Source organism: Actinophytocola sp. (genome assembly GCF_035942955.1).
Lineage (GTDB): Bacteria > Actinomycetota > Actinomycetes > Mycobacteriales > Pseudonocardiaceae > DASYTH01.
Genome location: NZ_DASZCQ010000043.1, coordinates 13,286 through 32,413 on the forward strand (window position 1 = coordinate 13,286; position 19,128 = coordinate 32,413).

The following is a 19,128-nucleotide window of genomic DNA, read 5'->3' on the forward strand; positions in this document are numbered from 1 at the left end:
GCTGGCACACCTCAGGCCGCTCGAGCCCGCACCTCACGATCACCGTCATCGTGGTCCACGTGCGACCGCAACCGCCGCCACCACGACGGGCGCGGGCCGCGCGACTCGCGAAGCTCGCGGATCAGCGCGCGGTTGCGGGCATCCTCGTGCCGACGGTCCACCTCGGCCTTGATCGCTTCAGGCGTCCACTCCATCTCGATCACCCTCACTGCGGTCGGATCCTTCGTTACCGAGTAGAAGGTTCGTCCTGAGGCACCCGGCCCGGCATCCGAGGTTCACGCACACCTGCCCGTCCAGGACCCCTTACCCGGCCGACCGCACGCCCTTACGGCGGGCGTAAGGCGTCGCGTGCTCGGCTCCCCCGGCACGGGTTGACCCTCGGTCGGGGTGGACCGTCCAGTGCGGACGCCGACGGGCCGCGGCACTCTGTCGTACCGCGGCCCGTCGATCGCGCCTGCAAGGGTTGTTGACCGCGCAACTAGGTGCGCGCGTCAGCGGCTGTCGTGGCGCCCTCCTCCTTGAGGAGACCAAGAAACTCGGACCAGCCCGCGCCCGCGAAGACCAGGTGTCCTGCCTCCGGGTTCTTGGAATCCCGCACCGCTGCGCCGCTTCTGCCTACGACGAGCTCGACACAGTCGTTACCCGCGCCGCTGCGGCTGCTCTTGCGCCACAGGACGCTTCCCAGGTCAGAAACGGTCACGCTCACTCCCTTCGTCCGTCTAGGTCAGCCCATCGGCCACTTCCCCGACCATCAGAAGCGTGTCCGCGGGTTTCATCGCCGCCGCTCGCAAATGGTCGAACATCAACGTATACCGATAGACGTCGGACGGCTCCTCCAAATAGGACCCACTTATCGTGTTCTCAACGTAGACCACGTCGGGGTCCGCGGGCTCGGGGAACCCGAGAATCATGAACGGGCCCTCCATGCCCGCATGGGCGCCCGCACCGAAGGGCACGACCTGGAGTGTCACATGTGGTAGGGACCCGACTTCGATCAGTCGCCGCAGTTGTCCGCGCATCACCTCCGGGCCACCGACCACCCGGCGCAGCACGGCCTCGTCGATGATCGCCCAGTACTCGGGCGGCTGGGCATCGGTGAGCAACTTCTGCCGGGTGAGCCGGGCGGCGACCTTGCGCTCGATCTCCTCCTCGCGATGGTCCGGCCGGATCGCCTTCATGACCGCGCGCATGTAGTCCTCGGTCTGCAGCAGACCGGGAACCAGCAGCGCCTGATGAGCGTGCAGGAACGCCGCGTCCGACTCCAGCCCGACGAACGCCCCGGTGAACACCTCGTTGTAGGCGTGCCACCAACCCTTCTTGCGCGCCTCTCTAGCGAGTTGCACCAGGGCCTCGCGCTGGTCTTCGTCCACTGGGTACAGCTCGAGCATGTCGCGCACGTCCCTGGGCGTGACGCCGACATGGCCGGTCTCAATGCGACTGATCTTGGACGCCGAGCACTCGAGTTTGTCGCCCACCTCGTCGATGGTCAGCCCGGCGGCCTCTCGAAGCCGGCGGAGCTCGCTGGCGAGCCGTCGACGCCGCACCGTCGGGCTGTTACCTCGCGCCATGGGCCATCACCTCAATGCTCGACGTTGTAGGACATATGTTCGAATTTGGTTGATCTAGGTCTACTCAGCGTGGGTGCCGCTGTGCCACCTGCAGGTCAGTTTCATCCGTTCGTGTAATGCAACTTGCAAAAAGCGGGTTGCTAGGAGCAAGCTGCTATTCGAATTTCCCTGAGCCGGCGAACCCGGACGCGGAGGGCGCCATGACCGATGCCACGGTGGCGGGCTCCCGTCCGGGTCGGTATTTAACAGCAGTTTTAGGACTGTACGTGAGCGGACGGTCATTGGGTATCGCCCAGGCACTCTATGCCGTCCTCTCTGATCTCGCTCTTCGACGCTTGGCCCATAACAGTATCGGATTGGGGGGCTACGTTGAGTAGTTCGATCTTTGGGCATCTGGAGGCCTCACTGCACGACTACCTGGCCGACGTGGCCACCCGCGCGCAGACCGGCGACGACGCCACCGCCGCCGGCCTGGCCCGGTCCGAGCTACCCAGGATCATCGCCGCCCTGCAGGCCGTGCTGGACGAGCACGAGCCCGACGACGAGGGTCGATGTCGCACCTGCCGCCGAAGATTCGGCCGCACGCCCGCACCGTGCCGCGCCTATCTCACCGCACACCTGTGCCTGCTCGTCGACGAGGACGACCAGCGGCCGGGCCGCGCCGGCATCACCGCCGCCGATCTGCGGCACCGGCTACTCACCCGCAGCGCCGCCCCGGGCTGACCGGGGCACATGAGCACGAGCGTGGGTCCCTCCCCCCGACCCGCGACTCGTGTCGGGCGGCCCTCTCCCCCGGATCTCCCCCGTGTCGCCCGACGGAGAGGGGTCCGGGACCGTGTCCCGCCGACTGGTCCCGGACCCTGATCAACTCCCCGCGTGTTTGCCGCTCACGTCGCCATGTTGGCCGCGCACGACGCCAACACGGCCACGCCAGGCGCCAACACGCTTGTCAACAGCCCTTGAGCTCACACCACTCGTTGCGCTCCCGCGGACCCGCGGCCGCCGGCACCGCGGGCGCCGGCTGCCCGGACAGCCGGATGGCCACCGCGTCCTCGAGCGGCTTGACGCTGATGCCGATCACGTTGTTGGCGATCATGGAGAACACCAGGGGCCGGCCGTCGGCCGCCGTGACGTAGCCGGACAGGCTGCTGACCCCGGTCAGCGAGCCGGTCTTGGCGTGCACGTTGCCGGCCGCCGAGGAGTCGCGCATCCGGTTGCGCAGGGTGCCGCCCACCATCCGGTCCGCGACGCCGGCGACCGGAAGGGAGTCGAACCAGGTCCGGAACCAGGGCTTTTCCCGGGCGGCGATGAGCAACTCGGTCAGCTGGTCGGGCGCAACGTGGTCCATTCGGGACAGACCGGATCCGTCCACAAGGAACAGCCGGCCCGGGTCGACACCGAGGCCCGGCAGCACCGCGTCGACCGCCGCGAACCCGGCGTCCCAGCTGCCCTCACCGAACCTGGCCCGCCCCATGGCCTTCACCAGGATCTCGGCGTGCAGGTTGTTGGACAGCTTCATGAACGGCACGAGCAGCTCGCGCAGCGGGATGGACTGTCGCGTCGCGACGGTCGCGGCGCCGGACGGCGTGCCGCCGCGGGTGGTCGGGCCGAGCACCCGGACACCGTGCGCCCCGAGCGCGGCGCGGAACAGCGCGGCCGCGTAACCGGTCGGGTCCCACACCGCCCGGAACGCCTGGACCGGGCTCGCGCCGGCGGGCAGCGACCCGGTCACGGTGATCGTGTTGGTGCCGTGCTCCCGGCCGACCGAGACGGTCGACGCCGAGCCGGGCGCCCCGGTGACCGCCGTGCTGGCGATCCGCACGTGGTCGGTCGGCGGCACGGTGTCCACCGCGACCGGCGCGCCCGGCGAGGTCGGCGCCACCCGGACGATGATCGACCCGGCGTCGAAGTCGGTGTCCGGGGCCGCGGTCAGCGCGGACACCTGCGCGTTGTAGTAGAACGGCTCGTCGTCCCATGCCCACCCGGAGCCGAGCCGGACGTCGTCGAACCAGGTGTCGTCGGCGACCAGGTTGCCGCGCACGAACCGGATCCCGCCGGCCGCCACGGCCGCGGCCAGGGTGTCGTAGTCGGCCGCGAGCATGGTCGGATCGCCGGTGCCGCGCAGGTACAGATCGCCGTGCAGCACCGGCCCGGTCCGCCGGCCGGCGGCCAGAACCGTGGTGCTGAACCGGTAGTCCGGCCCGAGCACCTCCAGCGCCGCGGCCGAGGACAGCAGCTTGGCGTTGGACGCCGGCTGCTGGCGCCGGTCGCCCGCGCGGTGGTACAGCACCTCGCCGGTGTCCGCCCGGCGCACCACCAGCCCGACGTCCGAGCCGGCCAGCCCGGGGTTCGCCAGGATCGCGTCCAGGTCGCGACCGAGCGAATCCCGGTCCTGGGCGGAGACCGGGGCACCTGTCACCCCCGACCCCGCGGCCACCAGCACACCGATGAGCAACAACGACAAACGAGACGACCGACGCATGGCCAACTCCTGACCGTCAGCAGGAACGTTCGGTCAGAGATTTTCCTACCTGACGCCCTCGCAGGGAAGCACCGTGTCAAGGGCGGCCGTCGACCAGGCTGGTCACCAGCCCCGCTCGGCGCGGCCGTCAGTTCACCCGGCGATCGTCCACATCGGTCTCTCAGCTGCCGCGCCCTGCGACGATCCTCAGCCTGTGGCCGGGAGTGCCCCCTCAGGGAAGCACGCGCAGCAGGCCTTCCTGGACCACGGTGGCGATGAGTTGGCCGTCGCGGGAGAAGAACCGGCCGGTGGCCAGGCCGCGGGCGTTGGAGGCGCTGGGCGAGACGCAATCGTAGAGGAACCACTCATCGGCGCGGAACGGGCGGTGGAACCACAGGGCGTGATCCAGGCTGGCGCCGAGGACCTTGTCGAATCCCCAGTAGACGCCGTGCCGGGCGAGCACCGCGTCGAGCAGCGTCATGTCCGACGCATAGGTCAGCACGCACACGTGCAGCAGCGCCTCGTCCGGCAGCCGGCCGTCGGCGCGCATCCACACCTGGCTGCGGGCGTCCCGCGCGCCGCGCTGCCGGGACACCCAGGGCGGCTCGGTGACGTACCGGATGTCGATCGGCCGCGGCGTGGTGGCCATCCGGCCCAGCTTCTCGGCCAGCTCGCCGAGGCTCTCCAGCCGGGTCGGCAACGTCTCCGGGTCGGGCACCTTCGGCATCGGCTCGGCATGGTCCAGACCGGGCTCGGTGACCTGGAACGACGCGGACAGCGCGAAGATCGCCTTGCCGTGCTGGATCGCCACGACCCGCCGGGTGGTGAACGAGCGGCCGTCGCGGATGCGGTCCACGTCGTACACGATCGGCACGGTGGGATCTCCGGGACGGATGAAGTACGCGTGCAGCGAGTGCACCTTCCGCTCCGGCGGCACGGTCCGGCCCGCGGCCACCAGGGCCTGCCCGGCCACCTGCCCGCCGAACACCCGCACCGACGAGCTCTTCGGGCTCACCCCGCGGAAGATGTTCTCCTCGATCCGCTCGAGGTCGAGCAGCTTGACCAACCGGTCGAGCAGGGGTTGGCCGTGGTGGACGCTTTCCGCGGCCTCGCTCATCGGGCTCCCTTCTGGCTAGGCGTGGTCCTCCTCGCCCAGCCGGTGAACCCGAATGAGGTTAGTCGAGCCGATCGTGCCCGGCGGGGAGCCCGCGACGATCACCACGAGATCGCCCGGCTGGTAGCGCCCGATGTTGAGCATGGAGTGGTCGACGTGGCGCACCATCTGGTCGGTGGAGTCCACGCTCGGCACGATGAACGTCTCGGTGCCCCAGGTCAGCGCGAGCTGGCTGCGCACGCTCTGCTCCGGGGTGAACGCCAGCAGCGGAAGGTGGGTGTGCAGCCGGGCCAGCCGGCGCACGGTGTCTCCGGACTGGGTGAACGCGACCAGCGCCTTGGCGTTCAGCCGCTCGCCGATATCCCTTGCCGCATAGGAGATCACGCCGCGCTTGGTGCGCGGCACGTGGGACAGCGGCGGGACCACGGTGGACTCCTGCTCCACCGCGGAGATGATCCGGCTCATGGTCTGCACGGCCTCGATCGGATAGCGCCCGACGCTGGTCTCGCCGGACAGCATCACCGCGTCGGCCCCGTCCAGCACGGCGTTGGCCACGTCCGACGCCTCGGCCCTCGTCGGCCGGGAGTTGTTGATCATCGACTCGAGCATCTGGGTGGCCACCACGACCGGCTTGGCGTTCTCCCTCGCGATCTGGATGGCCCGCTTCTGCACCAGCGGCACCTGCTCGAGCGGAAGCTCGACGCCGAGGTCGCCGCGGGCCACCATGACGCCGTCGAAGGCGAGCACGATCGCCTCGAGGTTGCTGACCGCCTCCGGCTTCTCCAGCTTGGCGATCACCGGGATGCGGCCGCGGCCGGCCCGGTCCATCACCTGGTGCACCAGGTCGATGTCGGCCGGCGAGCGGACGAACGACAGCGCGATGAAGTCCACCCCGAGCTGCAGCGCGAACTCCAGGTCCTCAACGTCCTTTTCGGACAGTGCAGGAATGGACACGTCCATACCGGGCAACGAGATGCCCTTGTTGTTGCTCACCGGGCCGCCCTCGGTGACCTCGCAGACCACGTCCTGGCCCTCGACGCGGGAGCACACCAGGCCGACCTTGCCGTCGTCGACCAGCAGCCGGTCCCCCGGCTGGGCGTCCCGGGCCAGGCCCTTGTACGTCGTGGACACCCGGTCGTGGGTGCCGGCCACGTCCTCGACGGTGATCCGGACGGTCTCCCCGGTCTTCCACTCCACCGGTCCGGCGGCGAACGTGCCCAGCCGGATCTTCGGCCCCTGCAGGTCGGCCAGGATCCCGACGGCCCGCTCCGCCTCGTCCGATGCGGCCCGCACCAGGTCGTACACCTGCTTGTGGTCCGCCCTGCTGCCGTGACTGAAGTTCATCCGTGCGACGTCCATGCCGGCCCTGACCAGCGCCGACACCCGCTCGGGCGTCGACGTGGCCGGCCCGAGGGTGCACACGATCTTCGCGCGTCGGCTCACGAACCGAAGCCTATCGCCGATGGCTGGAACGATCCCGAAGTACCGGTAAGTAATCGCGGTTTCGATTCAGAACCGTTGAGGAGCCGTTTCGCTAGCGTGCCGGCTGTTCGCTGACGCCCACGTGGTCGGCCGCCCACTCGTTGAACGCGCGCAGCTCGCGCCAGGCCTTGCGGACCCGGGTCAGGCAGGACCGCTCGTGCAGCACGTCGTCGGGCTCCCACACCCGCACCGCGTACACCGACCGGTAGCGCAGCAGGTCGATCCGGGGATGGTCGGCCGGGTACTCGCGCGGGCGGGTCTTCATCAGGTCACCCTTGATCTCCCAGCCCCGCTTGCGCAACGTGTCCAGGATCGACCGCAGTGCCTCGCCGCGGATGTCGTCGGCGACGGCCACCCGGTACCGGGCGATCTGGTCGGAGTGCAGGTGGAAGCACCCGCCGCCGGCCCGCAGCCCGTTGGAGCTGATCTCGACGTAGTACGCCCCGGCGCCCCGGCCCTGCTCGATCACGCCGCCGCAGTTGGTCTTGTACGGGCTCTTGTCCCTGGCGAACCGGACGTCCCGGTACGGCCGGAACACCTTGGCGGAGCCGAGGTCGCCGAACTCCTTCTCCAGCTCGGCGAGCAGCGCCTCCATCGGCCCCCGGACGTCGCCGGTGTAGGTGTCCTTGTTGTCCTCCCAGTACGCCTTGGAGTTGTCCGCGACCAACCCGTCGAAGAAGTCGATGGCGTGCTCACCGAATCCGCTGAACGTCACGGCGAGGCAGCATAGTTCCGCTGTAGCCGCGGCGTAGACGGCCCGGAGCGCCCGGCGGAACGGCGACCACGGTCCCCACGTCACACGCGCGCAGACGGTGACAGGGAGTGTGTCATGTCAGAAGGTTTCGACGTCGATCCCGCACACGTGGCCGGATACGGCGAGCTCACCGGAACGTCCGCGGTGGACGCGCACCGGATCGCGGCGTTCGTCCGGGATCACGCCCGCAGCGACGGTGACTTCTCCGGGCTCATGAACCTGCTGCGCGGACCGGTCGACACCTACGCGGACAAGACCCACGACCGGTTGTCCGATCGCGGTGACCTGCTGTCCGGCACGTCGACCGAGCTCACCCGCAGCGCCTGGGTGTACTCGAACACCGAGGAGTCGAACTACGTCATCTTCGGCGGCTCGGCGAACGGTCCGCCCCGGCCGGTCGGATACGCGGAATTCCCGAACGCCGTCGCGTACCCGGCGGGCACCGACATCGCGGGAATGCTGCAGGCGCCCGAGGTCGAGGAGGCGTCCCTCGAGGACGCCGTCGACGAGACCGGCGGCACGCTCAGCGCGATCGACGACGTGGTCCGCGCGGTCACCGGCTGGAGCCCGGTGGAGTACATCGTCGAACCGCTGTCCGGACGGTGGCCGGCGCTGCGACAGCGGGCCGAGGTGCTGCGCATCGCCGGGGAGGCCAGCGAGGGGATCGCCGCGAACCAGGCGAACTCTTTGTCCACTTTGGACGCACAGTGGGGCGGCGGTGCGGCGCAGGCATTCCGTGACCACATCCAGAAGGTCGACCGCGCGCTGGAGTACGAGGGTCCGCTCAACCGGGTGGTCGCCGAGGTGTACGACCTGGTCGCCACCCAGATCGAGAACGCGGCCGCGTTCATGGTCGACGTGCTCGGCGTCGCCGCCGACAAGGTCCGAAACGCGCTTGCCACCGGGTGGATCCCGGGCTACGGGTGGTACAAGGCGTACGACGCGGTGCGCACCGCGTGGCACATCTTCAACGAGGCCAAGGACATGATCGAGGACATCGGGGACGCCATCGATCAGGTCCGAGCCGTCGTCGACGCCGCCCGGGACCCGATGGGCGCCGCGGAGGACTGGGTGCGCGAGCAATTGGAGCCGGCCCTCGAGACCGCCGAGGAGGCCGAGCGGACCGCTCAGCTCGCCGAGGACCTCGAGGTGCTGTCCGACCCCGGCGCGCTGACCGACGCACCGGACGACCCGTACCAGCTCGGCGATCCTCGACGGCCGGGAGCCTGACATGCGCGACGGCTACATCCCACCGGACCTGGAGGCGTTGCTACGCCGCGCCGACGACGCGTTCACGCCGTTCCGAACCCGGCTCGCCCGGGCCCGCGAGCTGCCGCTGCCGGCGGTCGAGCCGCCCGACCCGGAGCGGCTGCGCGCGGCGGCCCGGCAGCCGGACGCGCCGGACGAGCTCAAGGCGGTGGACCGTGCGGTGTGCGCGGGCCGGGCCACCTGGCGCGATGTCCTGTCCGGACGGCTCGATCACCTCCCCGAGGTGGCCGCGTTCTACCGGGCCGCCGGAGAACGCCTGGTCGAGGCGCGGGACGAGGAGGTGCCCGTCGCCGCCGCGCCCGAGGAGGCCCGCCGTCCCGCGCCGCCGGTCGACGACTGGGACGACGAGCCGCCGCAGACCTTCCTGCGCCGCGGCTGGTGATCAGCTCGCCTGGGCGGTGTTGTAGAGGTTCTGCGCGTCGGTGCCGAAGTACGGGCCGAACATCCAGGTCGGGATCAGGTTGATCTTGTAGCTGTTCACCGAGTTGAGCAGGCCGGTGCCGGTGGCCTCGCTGAACCCCTGGAACCAGGGACCGCCGCTGGCGCCGCCGGTCATGTTGCAGGTCATGCCGATGCCGGTGCTCAGGAACGCGTTGAACGTGCGGCCGCTGCAGTAGATCATCCGGGTGCCGTCGTACGGGGCCGCCGCCGGCCAGCCGAAGGCGTACATGTTCTGCGCCCGCGGCTGGTTGAACGCCACGCCCTGGGCGCCGACCACGTCGGTAAGGCTCTGGCCGTTGAGCGTGTTGACCACCGCGGCGCCGACGTCGAAGTTGATGTCCTCACTGGCCACCCACTGCGGCGTGGCGAGCGTGGCCCGCGCGGTCCAGGTGCCGAACGGGGCGTTGCCGTTGTTGTACGCCGGCACGAACGCCCAGTTGGTGTGGAACGCGCCCTCGAGCTTGACGCAGTGCCCGGCGGTGATCACCGTGCTCTTGTTCGCGCTGGTCACGGCGTTGCCGCTGCACGAGGCGTTGCGACCCTGGAAGGTGAAGAACACCCGGCCCGCGGTGCTGACCACCCGGCCGCCGCCGGTCCACGCCGACCCGCCGTTCGGGAAGGCCTGCGGGGACACGTCGGTGGGCTGCACGACCTGCGGCAGGCCCCTTGCCACCGTCCGGCTCAGCTTCGTGACGTCGACGGCGCCGAGCAGGTCGTCCAGCGGGATCGCGGTGCGCATGGCCTGCGGCGTCCAGTACGCGGCCACGGCGTCGGCCTGCGCGGCCGTGGTCGCGGCCAGGTGCACGGGAGTGAACCCGCTCGGCGCGGCGGACGAGGGCGTGGCGAACCCGGTCAGGGCAAGCGCACCCGCGGCGAGCAGCACCGCGGAGCGCCTCAGTGTTCGCTTCATCGTGTTACCTACCTTCCACACGTACGGGTAACGCGACGGAAGCTAACAGGTACGGAAAGTAAGACATACCGACTAACGGGTGAAGACAATGGGCCGTTGATCTGATCAACTACCCGCATGCACGGACAGACCGCCGCCGCGACCCACGACGAGTACCTCGACGCCCTCGACGAGCCCCGCCGCACCGACCTGCGCGCGCTGCACGAGCTGATCCGGACCACCGTGCCCCAGCTCGAGCCGACCATGGCGTTCGGCATGCCCGGCTACGGCACGTACCACTACAGGTATGCATCCGGCCGCGAGGGCGACGCCGCCGTGATCTCCTTTGCCAGCAACAAGAACTACATCTCCCTGTACGTCGCGGCGTTGACCGGTGAGGGCGGCTGGCTGGCCGAGAGCTACCGGCCTCGGCTGCCGAAGGCCTCGATCGGCAAGAGCTGCATCCGCTTCAAGCGGCTGTCCGATATGGACACCGAAACGCTCGCCGATCTCTTCACCGCCGCCGCGGCCAACCCACCCGGGGAGCTCCGCCAGTAGTTTGTTCGGTGTGGACGATCGGGTGCTCGTTGTCGACGGGGCGAACCTGACCTGCGCGGACGTCGAGGCGGTCGCCGAGCACCGCGACATCCGGGTGGCGGTCGCCCCGGACGCGCTGCGCCGCGCCGATCAGGCCTGGCGCCTGGTGCCCGAGCTGACCGCCCGGCGCCAGCTCTACGGCCACACCACGGGAGTCGGTGCCAACCGCGACGAGGTCGTCGACCTCGCCGCGGCCCACGAGCACGGCCGGCGCCTGATGCGCAGCCACGCCGGCGGCACCGGCGAGGTGATGCCGATCGACCTGACCAGGGCCATGCTCCTGGTCCGGCTCAACCAGCTCGCCGCCGGCCGCTCCGGCGTCCACCCCCGGCTGCTCACCGCGCTCGCCGACGCCCTCACCACCGGCGCCGTCCCCCGCGTCCACCGCACCGGCGCCATCGGCACCGGCGACCTCACCGCCCTGGCCGACACCGGACTCACCCTTGCGGGTGAGCGGCCGTGGGCCATCGGTGACCTCCCACCCGTCCCGTTCGACGCCGGCGACGCCCTCGCCTTTCAGAGCAGCAACGCCGCCACCATCGCCGAGGCCGTCCTCGCCGGCCAGGAGCTCGGCCGCCTGCTGCGCGCCAGCCACGCGGTGGCCGCCATGTCGTTCATCGCGCTGGACGGCTCGCCCGAGGCGTACGCCACCCCGGTGCATGCCGCCCGGCCGCACCCCGGCCAGGTCGAGTGCGCCGCCGACATGCGCCGTCTCCTGGGGATGCTCGGCGTCCCCAAACCCGGCAGCCGCATCCAGGATCCGTACGGCCTGCGCGCCTTCCCGCAGGTCCAGGGCCCGGCCCTGGACGCCCACCGCTACCTGCGCGACGTGCTGACCATCGAGATCAACGCCAGCACCGAGAACCCGATGATCTCCGTGGAGACCGGCGACGCCTTCCACCACGCCCACTTCCACACCGCGTACGTCGCCGTCGCCCTCGACCGCCTGCGCGCCACCGTCCACCACGTCGCCGAGCTGTCCGCCGCCCGGCTCGGCGATCTGGTCGAACCCACCCTCACCGGCCTGCCCGCGTTCCTCGCCGCCGGCCCGCGCGGCAGCTCCGGCGTCATGATCCTCGAATACGTCGCCCACGACGCGCTGGCCCAACTGCGCCAGTCCGCCCTCCCCGTCACGATCGGCACCGCCGTGGTCTCCCGCGGCCTTGAAGACCACGCCAGCTTCGCCACCCACGCCGCCCGCTCGGCCCGCCACGTCGCCACCGCCTACCGCCACGTCCTTGCCTGCGAGCTGGTCGCCGCCACCCGGGCGCTGCGGATGCGCTCGGCCAGCCTGCTGGACCTCCCGGTCCGCACCGCCTTCGACCGCGCCGACGCCGTCCTGGACAAGGACCTCAACGACCGCCCGCTGTCCGGCGACATCGCCGGCGCCGCCGCGGTGCTCGACTCCCTGGCCGAGGCCTAAACGGCGATGAAGGCGGCCTTCGCCACGCCGGGCGTGGTGAAGGCCGCCTTCATCGCAAGGGGCTCAGGTGCCCGCGGGCACGGCTTCCGGAACCTCGGCGCCGAGGGAGCGCACGGCCGGGATGACGTGGCCGGCGAACAGCTCCATGCTCGTGACGGTCTGCTCGTGGGTGATGTCACCGATCGAGAACAGGCCGATGATCAGGCCGAAGCCGAGCTCCTCCTGAAGCTCGCCGATGCGGTTGGCGACGCTGTCGGGGCTGCCGACGATGGCGTAGCCCTCAGAAATGATCTCCTCGTAGGTCAGCTCGGGGAACGGTTTCATTCCGGCCATCAGCAGGCCGCGCATCGACGACTGGGTCATGTAGCCGGGCGGGAACATGATCTCCGGACCCTGCTTGAGTCCTCTGTGGAACAACCACATCAGGTGCGGGCGGGCCTCCCGGTGCGCGCGCTCGTCGGTCTCGGCCACGTAGATCGGGATCGACAGGCCGATCTTCTCCGGGTGGGGGACGTAGCCCAGCTCGCCGGCCGCCTGCCGGTAGGTGTCGAACCAGCGGCGGACCACCCGGGACGGCGCGTACACCGACATGTAGGTGTAGCGCTTCTCCGCCACGAACTTCATGGTCTCGGTGCTCCCGGCGCCGGGAATGTAGATCGGCGGGTGCGGCTTCTGCAGCGGCCGCGGCCAGATGTTGACGTAGCGGTACTCGTAGTTCGGGCTGATCCACTGGAACAGCTCGTCCGACGTCCACGCCTTGATGATCAGGTCGTGCGCCTCGGTGAACCGGTCCCGGGAGCGGGTGGGGTCGATGCTGTGCGCGAAGTGCTCCCAGCCGATGCCGCGGACGAACCCCGATGCCAGCCGCCCGTTGGTCAGATGGTCCAGCATCGCGATCTCCTCGGCCACCCGCAGCGGGTTGCCGCGGATGCCGATCGCGTTGCCCAGCACCATGATCTGCGCGTTCTGGGTGCGCCGGGCGAGCGCGGCGGCCATGATGTTGGGCGAGGGCATCAGCCCGTAGGCGGTCTGGTGGTGCTCGTTGACACCGATTCCGTCGAATCCGAGCGTGTCGGCGTGCTCGAGCTCGTCGAGGTAGCGGTGGTAGAGCTGGTTGCCGAGCTGGGGGTCGAAGAACCTGTTGGGGAACGTCAGCGACGGCGACGGGTGCTTTGAGTCGAAGTCGTCCGGCAGGTACGGGTAGGGCATCAGGTGGAAGAAGACGAACTTCATCGGCTTGCTCCGCTCAGCTCGGCGCCCATGGCCAGGAATTCCGTGGTGATCTCGGCGAACTCCTCCGGACGCTCGAAGTACATGGCATGGCCGCAGTTCTCGACCTGCGCGAACGCGGCGTTGGGGATCAGCTCGGCGTACCGGTGGCCGTGCGCGATCGGGACGAGCTTGTCCTCGGACGGCCAGACCACCAGCGTGGGCGCGGTGATGCGGTGCAGCCGGCGCTCCAGCTTGGGGTTGCACAGGAACGGCGCCCAGGAGAACCGCGCCAGCCCGGCCATGTCGCGGTAGGCGGCCAGGATCGTGTCGACGTCGGGATCCGGTGGGAAGACCGCGGACGCCTTGCTCATGTCGTGGAACAGCGCCGCGGCCAGCTGCGGAGGCGTCATGAGGAACAGGTCGGCGATCGGGTGCTCGGGTATCCGCAACCCGGCCGCGCTGAGCAGGACCAGCGAGCCGACCGCGTCCGGGGTGTGCACGGCGAGCTCGGCGGCGAGCCAGCCGCCGAACGACGCCCCCACCACGTGCGGGCGCTCCAGCCCCAGCCGGGCCAGGACGTCGAGGTAGTGGTAGACGAGATCGTCCATCCCCTCGACCTCGGGAAAATCGTCCGAACCGCCGAAGCCGGGATGGTCCGGCGCGATCACTTCGAACCGGCGGGCCAGCAGCTCGTGGTACTGCAGCCACTGCCCGGCGCCGCCCGCCGCATGCAGGAACAGCAGCGGCGCGCCCGTTCCGCCCCGCAGCACGTGCACGCGGCCACCCGGCATGTCCAAAAACTCCTCGCGGACCACGGTTTCGTTCGCCATACAGCGAAACTAGAAGGATCAAGTCCGGGCCACGAGCCACTTCCCGCACCGTCAAGCCGGATCCCGCACACCTTGACTTCCGTGTGCGACACGCAGAATCTGGTCGGGTGGCAACGCGCGCCCCGAAGCTGGAAAGCGTCACCCTTCCGCACCCCCGGTCGATTCGCACGGCGGATCCCTACGAGGCGCGGATGCGGACCCAGGAGCTGCTCGGCTGCGCGCACCGGATGACCGTGCTGGACCGCGACAACCCGTTCCTCGCCAACGTGGAGTTCCAGCCCATCAACGGGCTCGGCCTGATGTCGTCGACCTACGGCGCGGCCGTGGAGATCGGTTGCTCACCCCCGATCGACCACGTGACCGTCGCGTTCGCGTTCAACGGCCAGCTGCGCATCGACGACGGCGGCCACCGCACGGTCGCCGACCGGTCCCACGCCGCCGTGTTCTGCTACCACGACGAGCTCACCATGCGATGGCCGCCCGGCATGCGCCAACTCATGCTCGCCATCGACAAGGCCCACCTCGAGCGGTACCTGCAAAACCTGCTGCACCAACCCGTCCGCCGCCCGCTGCGGTTCCACACCACCATCGACCTCACCGGCCCCGGCCAAGGCATCGCCAGCGCCGTGCTCACCCTGCGCCGCGCGCTGGAACGGTGCGGCAAGGCCGGCCCCCCGCCGGTGCTCGCCGCCGAGATCGAGCACACCATCCTCACCACGCTGCTGCTCACCCAGCGCCACAACTACACCGACACCATCTTTTCCGCCCCCACCCTGCCCGCACCCCGCGCGGTCCGGCGCGCCCTCGAGCTCATCGACTCCGCCCCGTCGCGCGCCCTGACCGTCGCCGATCTCGCGGTCCACGCCGGCGTCAGCGAAAGGTCGCTGCACGCCGCCTTCCGCCGCCAGCTCGGCACCTCCCCCATGTCCTACCTCCGGCACCGCCGCCTGGACCAGGCCCACGACGAGCTTCTCCGCCTCGACCCCACCACCGGCGTCACCGTCACGGATGTGGCCCTCCGCCACGGCTTCACCCACACCGGCCGGTTCGCCGCCGCCTACCGCCAACGCTTCGGCGAGCTCCCGTCCACCACCCTCCGCCGCTGAATTCGCGGCTGGAGCAGGCCGAAGGTGGCCATCGCCGCTACGCGTTCGCCTGGGTTTGAAGAGTGAACCATGTCCACTTTTCAGTCACGCTTCAGTGCACCTTGTGACCAGTTGTCACAGAACCATGGCGCTCGAGCTGGCGTGCCTCGGACTTTAGGATTCCAGCATCCCCTGCCGGCAACAGGAACACAGATACTTCTGCTGAAGTGTTCGCCAAGCCGAGAGCGCGGTTGCTTCAGATCCCCGGCGACTGGACGAGTGCTGCTCATCTACTCGGCCCGTCGTCGCCGAAGGGGCGCGCCGACATGACCCAGATCAAAGTATCGCCCGGGGAGTGGTGCTACGCTCTTCCCATCGCCGAGACAGTCACTTACTGTAAGAGAACACTGTCGCTCAGTAGCTCACCCACACGCACACACCGCTACCCCGGGATGATCAATGTTCTAGCACCCGTCTTCATGCACGAACTGTGGAGGCCGCCATGACTACACGACAAGCGAGCTGGGTTCCTGCCGGAAGGTGCAGCCTGATGGCGACCGACGTCGTCGGATTTGGTGGCCTGCAGAGAAGTGTCCAGGTCCAAATGTACCTCCGGGCCTGCTTGTACGACCTCGTCGCGGCCGCATTCCGGGGGTCTGGCATCGACTTCGGCCGTTGCTACTCGGAGGACCGAGGCGACGGGTTCATCACCGCGGTGCCTCCGGACGTGCCGACAACGAAGCTCGTCTATCCCTTTATCGAGTACGTTCGAGCCGGCCTGCGTATGCACAACGAGGTCTCGAGCGAGATAGCCAAAATCAGGCTTCGCATCGCGTTGCACAGCGCTGATGCGTGGATGGACGGCTACGGCCTGGTAGGCGATGGGGTGATCCATGTCTTCCGCCTTCTCGAAGCGTCGATACTGCAGCAGCTCTTGACCCAGACACGCGCATATCTCGCCATAATCACCTCGAAAACCTTCTACGATGAGACCATCAGGCACGCCCCGGGGCTCATCGATCCGGACGACTACGCCGAGGTGCAGGTGCGGTCCAAAGAGTCCTCGGGTCCCGCCTGGATCAGGTTGCTCGGCCACCCGACCACCATTACCCAGTCCGCGTAACGCCAAAGAAGCCGTCACGCGACCGGTGGGCCGCGGCAGGGGAGGAACCATGGTAGGCCAGGACGAGATACGTTTCGGCCCGATTCTCCGCCAGCTGTTGAACGAGCGGTTCCGCAACAGGCGCAAGGAGTTCGCGAGGCTGATTCATGTTTCCGAGTCCGCGCTGTCGCAGTACGTGCGGGGTCGGGCCACGCCAAGCCTGATTGTTCTGGCCTCGATCGCACGAGAGCTCAACGTGAGCCTCGACTACCTCGTTTTCGGCATTGAGCCGGCTGCTCCGGCTCCGGACTACGGCGAGATCGTTGCGCATCTTGAGGAAGCCCTGACCAGAAATCAGGCCAAGACCGCGACATTGCGCGATTTCGTGGGCCGAGTGGGCTCCACGCTGGCTGACAAGATCGAGTCGGTGGCGAAGGAGGTCTTGGCCGACAACGAGATGTATGGGGGCGGCCTCACCACGCAGGAGGTCCTCGAACTCGAGGGACTCAGCGAGTACACAAGAATCGCGACGGCGGACCTGGACCCGGATGTTCTCACGCTTTCCAGCACGTCCAACGGTGAGGACGACCTCAACGGGGGGCAGGCCGCGCCGGGTCCGTTCACTCCGGTTATCATGCGGAATATCGAGCGTGGTAGCGAGTATTGCTACGTCATTCCAGAAGGGCCGGAGTGGCGTCGGAAAGCGCGCCGGCTTCGGGACTCCATCAGCGCCAACACCAGTGGCCTGACCAGAGCCATCGTCGATCGACGTTTGAAATTCTACGAGTCCAGTCGAGCGCTGCTGCCCGGCTACGTCATATACCGGCTGGACACCAAGATCATCGCTACGGGAGCGGAGCGACTTCTCGACCAGATCGCCGAGTTCCTTGATGAGAAATCCGGTATCGTCGCCCTGGTGAGCCCGCCGAGCCATCAGGTACAGGCCTATCTGCCGATCGACCGGAAGCATCACCAGCGCATTTCCAGGGATTTCGACTCGATGGTCAGCGCGAGCCCCCGGCTGGCGTTCGACTGACTGAACGAATCCCAATTCAAGCCAACCCGCCTTATTCCTATTCTCATGCGGCGGGTCTATTGTAAGGAGTACACATCACGATGGAGGCACGCGTAACGCGGGTCAGCGGAACCGGCATCGCTCCGGCGGAAAAGCAGTTCGAGTGGTCGGAGGACGACGTCAGCTCAATGCTTCCCCACGACTGGAAGCAGCAGATAATGGACGTCGCCCACCGGTTCACGGTACGGCGGGTTCTCGTCCCGCCGCACTCGACGTCCCGGGAAGATCCGTCCGTGACCAGCCTGCCGGTGCATGGCGTCAAGGGCCGCGTCGTCCACGCTGAACTGCCCTGGCTCGTCGAGCTCTACCGGGGACCCTTTCGCGAGCTCGGGCAGCGGCGGGTGGGAAAGTCTCTTGCCACCACGGCGGACCAGCGCTACGGGATCGTGCTGAACGTGCAACTGCCGGGTGAGCGATACGAGTGTCATGTCGACACAAACCCGGTCGAGGGATTGCTGTACGTCACCAACCACCCGGAAGGCCACGGAGGCGAGTTGGTGGTGGCAAACAATGTGAACGCGGACAGCGTGGAGAAGGTGGACGCCGACTGCACCATTCTGTACCCGAAGGAGGGACACCTCTTCTTCTTCGACGGGCGGTTCAATCCGCACTACGTTCGCCCGCTGATCAAGGATGAGATCAGGGTGGCCGTCGCCATGAACTTCTACACCGACGACGTCCCGGAGACCACCCGGCCCGAGGATCTCAACGAGTACCTGTACGGCCCCGAGGTGTGACTCGGATGCCGGACCAGCCACCGCCGCACGTGCCCGTCGTCACCTGTCCGGGTCACATCGGGCACCGGCCCAGCGTGGAGGTTCAGTGTGGCGTGCAGGTTCCGGCATACGACGTGGTCGAGCGCATGAGCTCGATCCTGGCGGCGCTGGAGTCGATTCCCGAGGTACGGCTCAGAGCGCCACGACCCTTTGGCGAGGAGCCAATTCGCCGGGTCCACGAGGCCGACGTGCTCCGCACGCTCGGCCTCGTGGAGCGGCAGCTCCGGATGCAGGAGCGATCCGGCGAGCTGGTGTTCGGCGACACGTTTCTGCATGCCGAACTTCGGGCGCACGTCGGTACCGTCCCGCCGGTGGGGTCGAATCTGGGTGCGCTACTCGGTCGGCTCTGTTTCGACACGATTACCGGGTTTGGCGCCGGCACGGCGAGTGCGGCCGTGTCGGCCGTGGACACCGCGCTCAGTGCGGCCGAGCAGCTGCTGGCCGGGCCGGCGCGTCTGGTGCTCGCGTTATGCCGGCCGCCGGGTCACCATGCCGGAGCCCGGCTGATGGGCGGCGGGACGTTTCTCAACAATGCCGCCGTCGCCGCGCAGTGGCTGCGCGATCAGGGTATTGGCCGTATCGCGGTCTTAGACATCGACTTTCATCACGGAAATGGAACTCAGGCAATTTTTTATGACCGCGACGACGTCGTCTACGTGAGCGTGCATGGCCATCCGAGCCGATCGTTTCCATACTTCACCGGCTGGCCGGATGAGACCGGCAGCGGTCGGGGCCGCGGGTGGAACCACAACATACCGCTGCCCGAGGGTGCCGACGGGGATGTCTACCGGGATCGCCTGACCGACGCTCTTGCCGTGGTGGACCGGTGCCGTCCCGAGGCGCTGGTGCTGTCGCTGGGATTCGACACCTATGTGTCGGACGTCGCCGGTGACGCGCGGCTGACCACCGGTGACTACCGGAGCGTCGGCGCCGATATCGCCCGACTCGCGGTGCCGACGCTGGCCGTCCTCGAAGGTGGTTATGCCGTCGACGACCTGGGGGCGAACCTGGTGTCCTGGCTCGCCGGTCACCAGGCCTGGTGAACTCCGG

At 68.7% G+C, this 19,128-nt stretch carries 20 protein-coding genes; 10 read left to right on the plus strand and 10 right to left on the minus strand.

Annotation, left to right across the window (positions count from 1 at the left end; all coding sequences use genetic code 11):
* Window positions 1-11: 11 nt before the first annotated feature.
* The 3 genes from VGX25_RS04215 to VGX25_RS04225 form a co-directional block, all read right to left on the minus strand.
* The gene (locus tag VGX25_RS04215; RefSeq protein WP_326916246.1) at window positions 12-194 is read right to left on the minus strand and encodes a hypothetical protein; all 183 of its coding nucleotides are present in this window, start codon (window positions 192-194) and stop codon (window positions 12-14) included.
* Between the two features lie 284 nt (window positions 195-478).
* A complete protein-coding gene (locus tag VGX25_RS04220) occupies window positions 479-700 on the minus strand; it encodes a DUF397 domain-containing protein (RefSeq protein ID WP_326916247.1) in 222 nt (73 codons plus the stop codon).
* Window positions 701-719: 19 nt separating this feature from the next.
* A complete protein-coding gene (locus VGX25_RS04225) occupies window positions 720-1,568 on the minus strand; it encodes a helix-turn-helix transcriptional regulator (protein ID WP_326916248.1) in 849 nt (282 codons plus the stop codon).
* Between the two features lie 369 nt (window positions 1,569-1,937).
* Here VGX25_RS04225 and VGX25_RS04230 point away from each other — a divergent pair, with 369 nt between their 5' ends.
* Window positions 1,938-2,291 (plus strand): hypothetical protein, encoded by a 354-nt coding sequence (locus VGX25_RS04230; RefSeq protein ID WP_326916249.1) that lies wholly within the window; start codon window positions 1,938-1,940, stop codon window positions 2,289-2,291.
* A gap of 226 nt (window positions 2,292-2,517) precedes the next feature.
* Here the strand turns inward: VGX25_RS04230 and dacB are convergent, their stop codons facing one another.
* The 4 genes from dacB to VGX25_RS04250 all read right to left on the minus strand — a co-directional run bounded on the left by dacB (window position 2,518) and on the right by VGX25_RS04250 (window position 7,340).
* A complete protein-coding gene (gene dacB / locus VGX25_RS04235; protein WP_326916250.1) occupies window positions 2,518-4,050 on the minus strand; it encodes a D-alanyl-D-alanine carboxypeptidase/D-alanyl-D-alanine endopeptidase in 1,533 nt (510 codons plus the stop codon).
* Window positions 4,051-4,261: 211 nt separating this feature from the next.
* Window positions 4,262-5,146 (minus strand): acyl-CoA thioesterase II, encoded by an 885-nt coding sequence (gene tesB / locus VGX25_RS04240; protein WP_326916251.1) that lies wholly within the window; start codon window positions 5,144-5,146, stop codon window positions 4,262-4,264.
* 15 nt (window positions 5,147-5,161) lie between these two features.
* A complete protein-coding gene (gene pyk / locus VGX25_RS04245) occupies window positions 5,162-6,586 on the minus strand; it encodes a pyruvate kinase (RefSeq protein WP_326916252.1) in 1,425 nt (474 codons plus the stop codon).
* 91 nt (window positions 6,587-6,677) lie between these two features.
* Entirely contained in the window at window positions 6,678-7,340 is a 663-nt protein-coding gene (locus VGX25_RS04250; protein ID WP_326916253.1) for a DUF2461 domain-containing protein, read from the minus strand.
* Between the two features lie 114 nt (window positions 7,341-7,454).
* On the opposite strand from VGX25_RS04250, the gene VGX25_RS04255 reads away from it, so the two are divergent.
* Window positions 7,455-8,609, plus strand: coding sequence for a hypothetical protein (locus tag VGX25_RS04255; RefSeq protein ID WP_326916254.1), 1,155 nt, complete (start codon window positions 7,455-7,457; stop codon window positions 8,607-8,609).
* Between the two features lies 1 nt (window position 8,610).
* The gene (locus tag VGX25_RS04260) at window positions 8,611-9,030 is read left to right on the plus strand and encodes a hypothetical protein (RefSeq protein ID WP_326916255.1); all 420 of its coding nucleotides are present in this window, start codon (window positions 8,611-8,613) and stop codon (window positions 9,028-9,030) included.
* On the opposite strand, the gene VGX25_RS04265 is transcribed toward VGX25_RS04260, so the two are convergent.
* Window positions 9,031-9,999 carry a peptidase gene (locus tag VGX25_RS04265; RefSeq protein ID WP_326916256.1) on the minus strand — a complete coding sequence of 323 codons (969 nt, stop codon included), beginning with the start codon at window positions 9,997-9,999 and terminating at the stop codon, window positions 9,031-9,033.
* Between the two features lie 117 nt (window positions 10,000-10,116).
* Between VGX25_RS04265 and VGX25_RS04270 the strand changes: the two genes are divergently transcribed.
* Window positions 10,117-10,536 carry a DUF1801 domain-containing protein gene (locus tag VGX25_RS04270; RefSeq protein WP_326916257.1) on the plus strand — a complete coding sequence of 140 codons (420 nt, stop codon included), beginning with the start codon at window positions 10,117-10,119 and terminating at the stop codon, window positions 10,534-10,536.
* Between the two features lie 22 nt (window positions 10,537-10,558).
* Window positions 10,559-11,998, plus strand: coding sequence for an aromatic amino acid ammonia-lyase (locus tag VGX25_RS04275; RefSeq protein ID WP_326916269.1), 1,440 nt, complete (start codon window positions 10,559-10,561; stop codon window positions 11,996-11,998).
* A gap of 63 nt (window positions 11,999-12,061) precedes the next feature.
* Here the strand turns inward: VGX25_RS04275 and VGX25_RS04280 are convergent, their stop codons facing one another.
* Complete coding sequence (locus VGX25_RS04280; protein ID WP_326916258.1) at window positions 12,062-13,231, minus strand: LLM class flavin-dependent oxidoreductase; 1,170 nt, start codon at window positions 13,229-13,231, stop codon at window positions 12,062-12,064.
* Entirely contained in the window at window positions 13,228-14,040 is an 813-nt protein-coding gene (locus tag VGX25_RS04285) for an alpha/beta hydrolase (protein ID WP_326916259.1), read from the minus strand. The genes VGX25_RS04280 and VGX25_RS04285 overlap by 4 nt, the downstream gene beginning before the upstream one ends.
* Window positions 14,041-14,147: 107 nt before the next feature.
* Between VGX25_RS04285 and VGX25_RS04290 the strand changes: the two genes are divergently transcribed.
* The 5 genes from VGX25_RS04290 (at window position 14,148) to VGX25_RS04310 (ending at window position 19,121) form a co-directional block, all read left to right on the plus strand.
* Complete coding sequence (locus VGX25_RS04290; protein WP_326916260.1) at window positions 14,148-15,146, plus strand: AraC family transcriptional regulator; 999 nt, start codon at window positions 14,148-14,150, stop codon at window positions 15,144-15,146.
* 529 nt (window positions 15,147-15,675) lie between these two features.
* The gene (locus VGX25_RS04295) at window positions 15,676-16,248 is read left to right on the plus strand and encodes a hypothetical protein (protein ID WP_326916261.1); all 573 of its coding nucleotides are present in this window, start codon (window positions 15,676-15,678) and stop codon (window positions 16,246-16,248) included.
* Window positions 16,249-16,297: 49 nt separating this feature from the next.
* Complete coding sequence (locus VGX25_RS04300) at window positions 16,298-17,263, plus strand: helix-turn-helix transcriptional regulator (protein WP_326916262.1); 966 nt, start codon at window positions 16,298-16,300, stop codon at window positions 17,261-17,263.
* An 80-nt stretch (window positions 17,264-17,343) separates the two neighbouring features.
* Window positions 17,344-18,039 (plus strand): 2OG-Fe(II) oxygenase, encoded by a 696-nt coding sequence (locus VGX25_RS04305; protein ID WP_326916263.1) that lies wholly within the window; start codon window positions 17,344-17,346, stop codon window positions 18,037-18,039.
* 5 nt (window positions 18,040-18,044) lie between these two features.
* On the plus strand, window positions 18,045-19,121 hold the full coding sequence (locus VGX25_RS04310) for a histone deacetylase family protein (RefSeq protein WP_326916264.1): 1,077 nt from the start codon (window positions 18,045-18,047) through the stop codon (window positions 19,119-19,121).
* The last annotated feature ends 7 nt before the right edge of the window (window positions 19,122-19,128 follow it).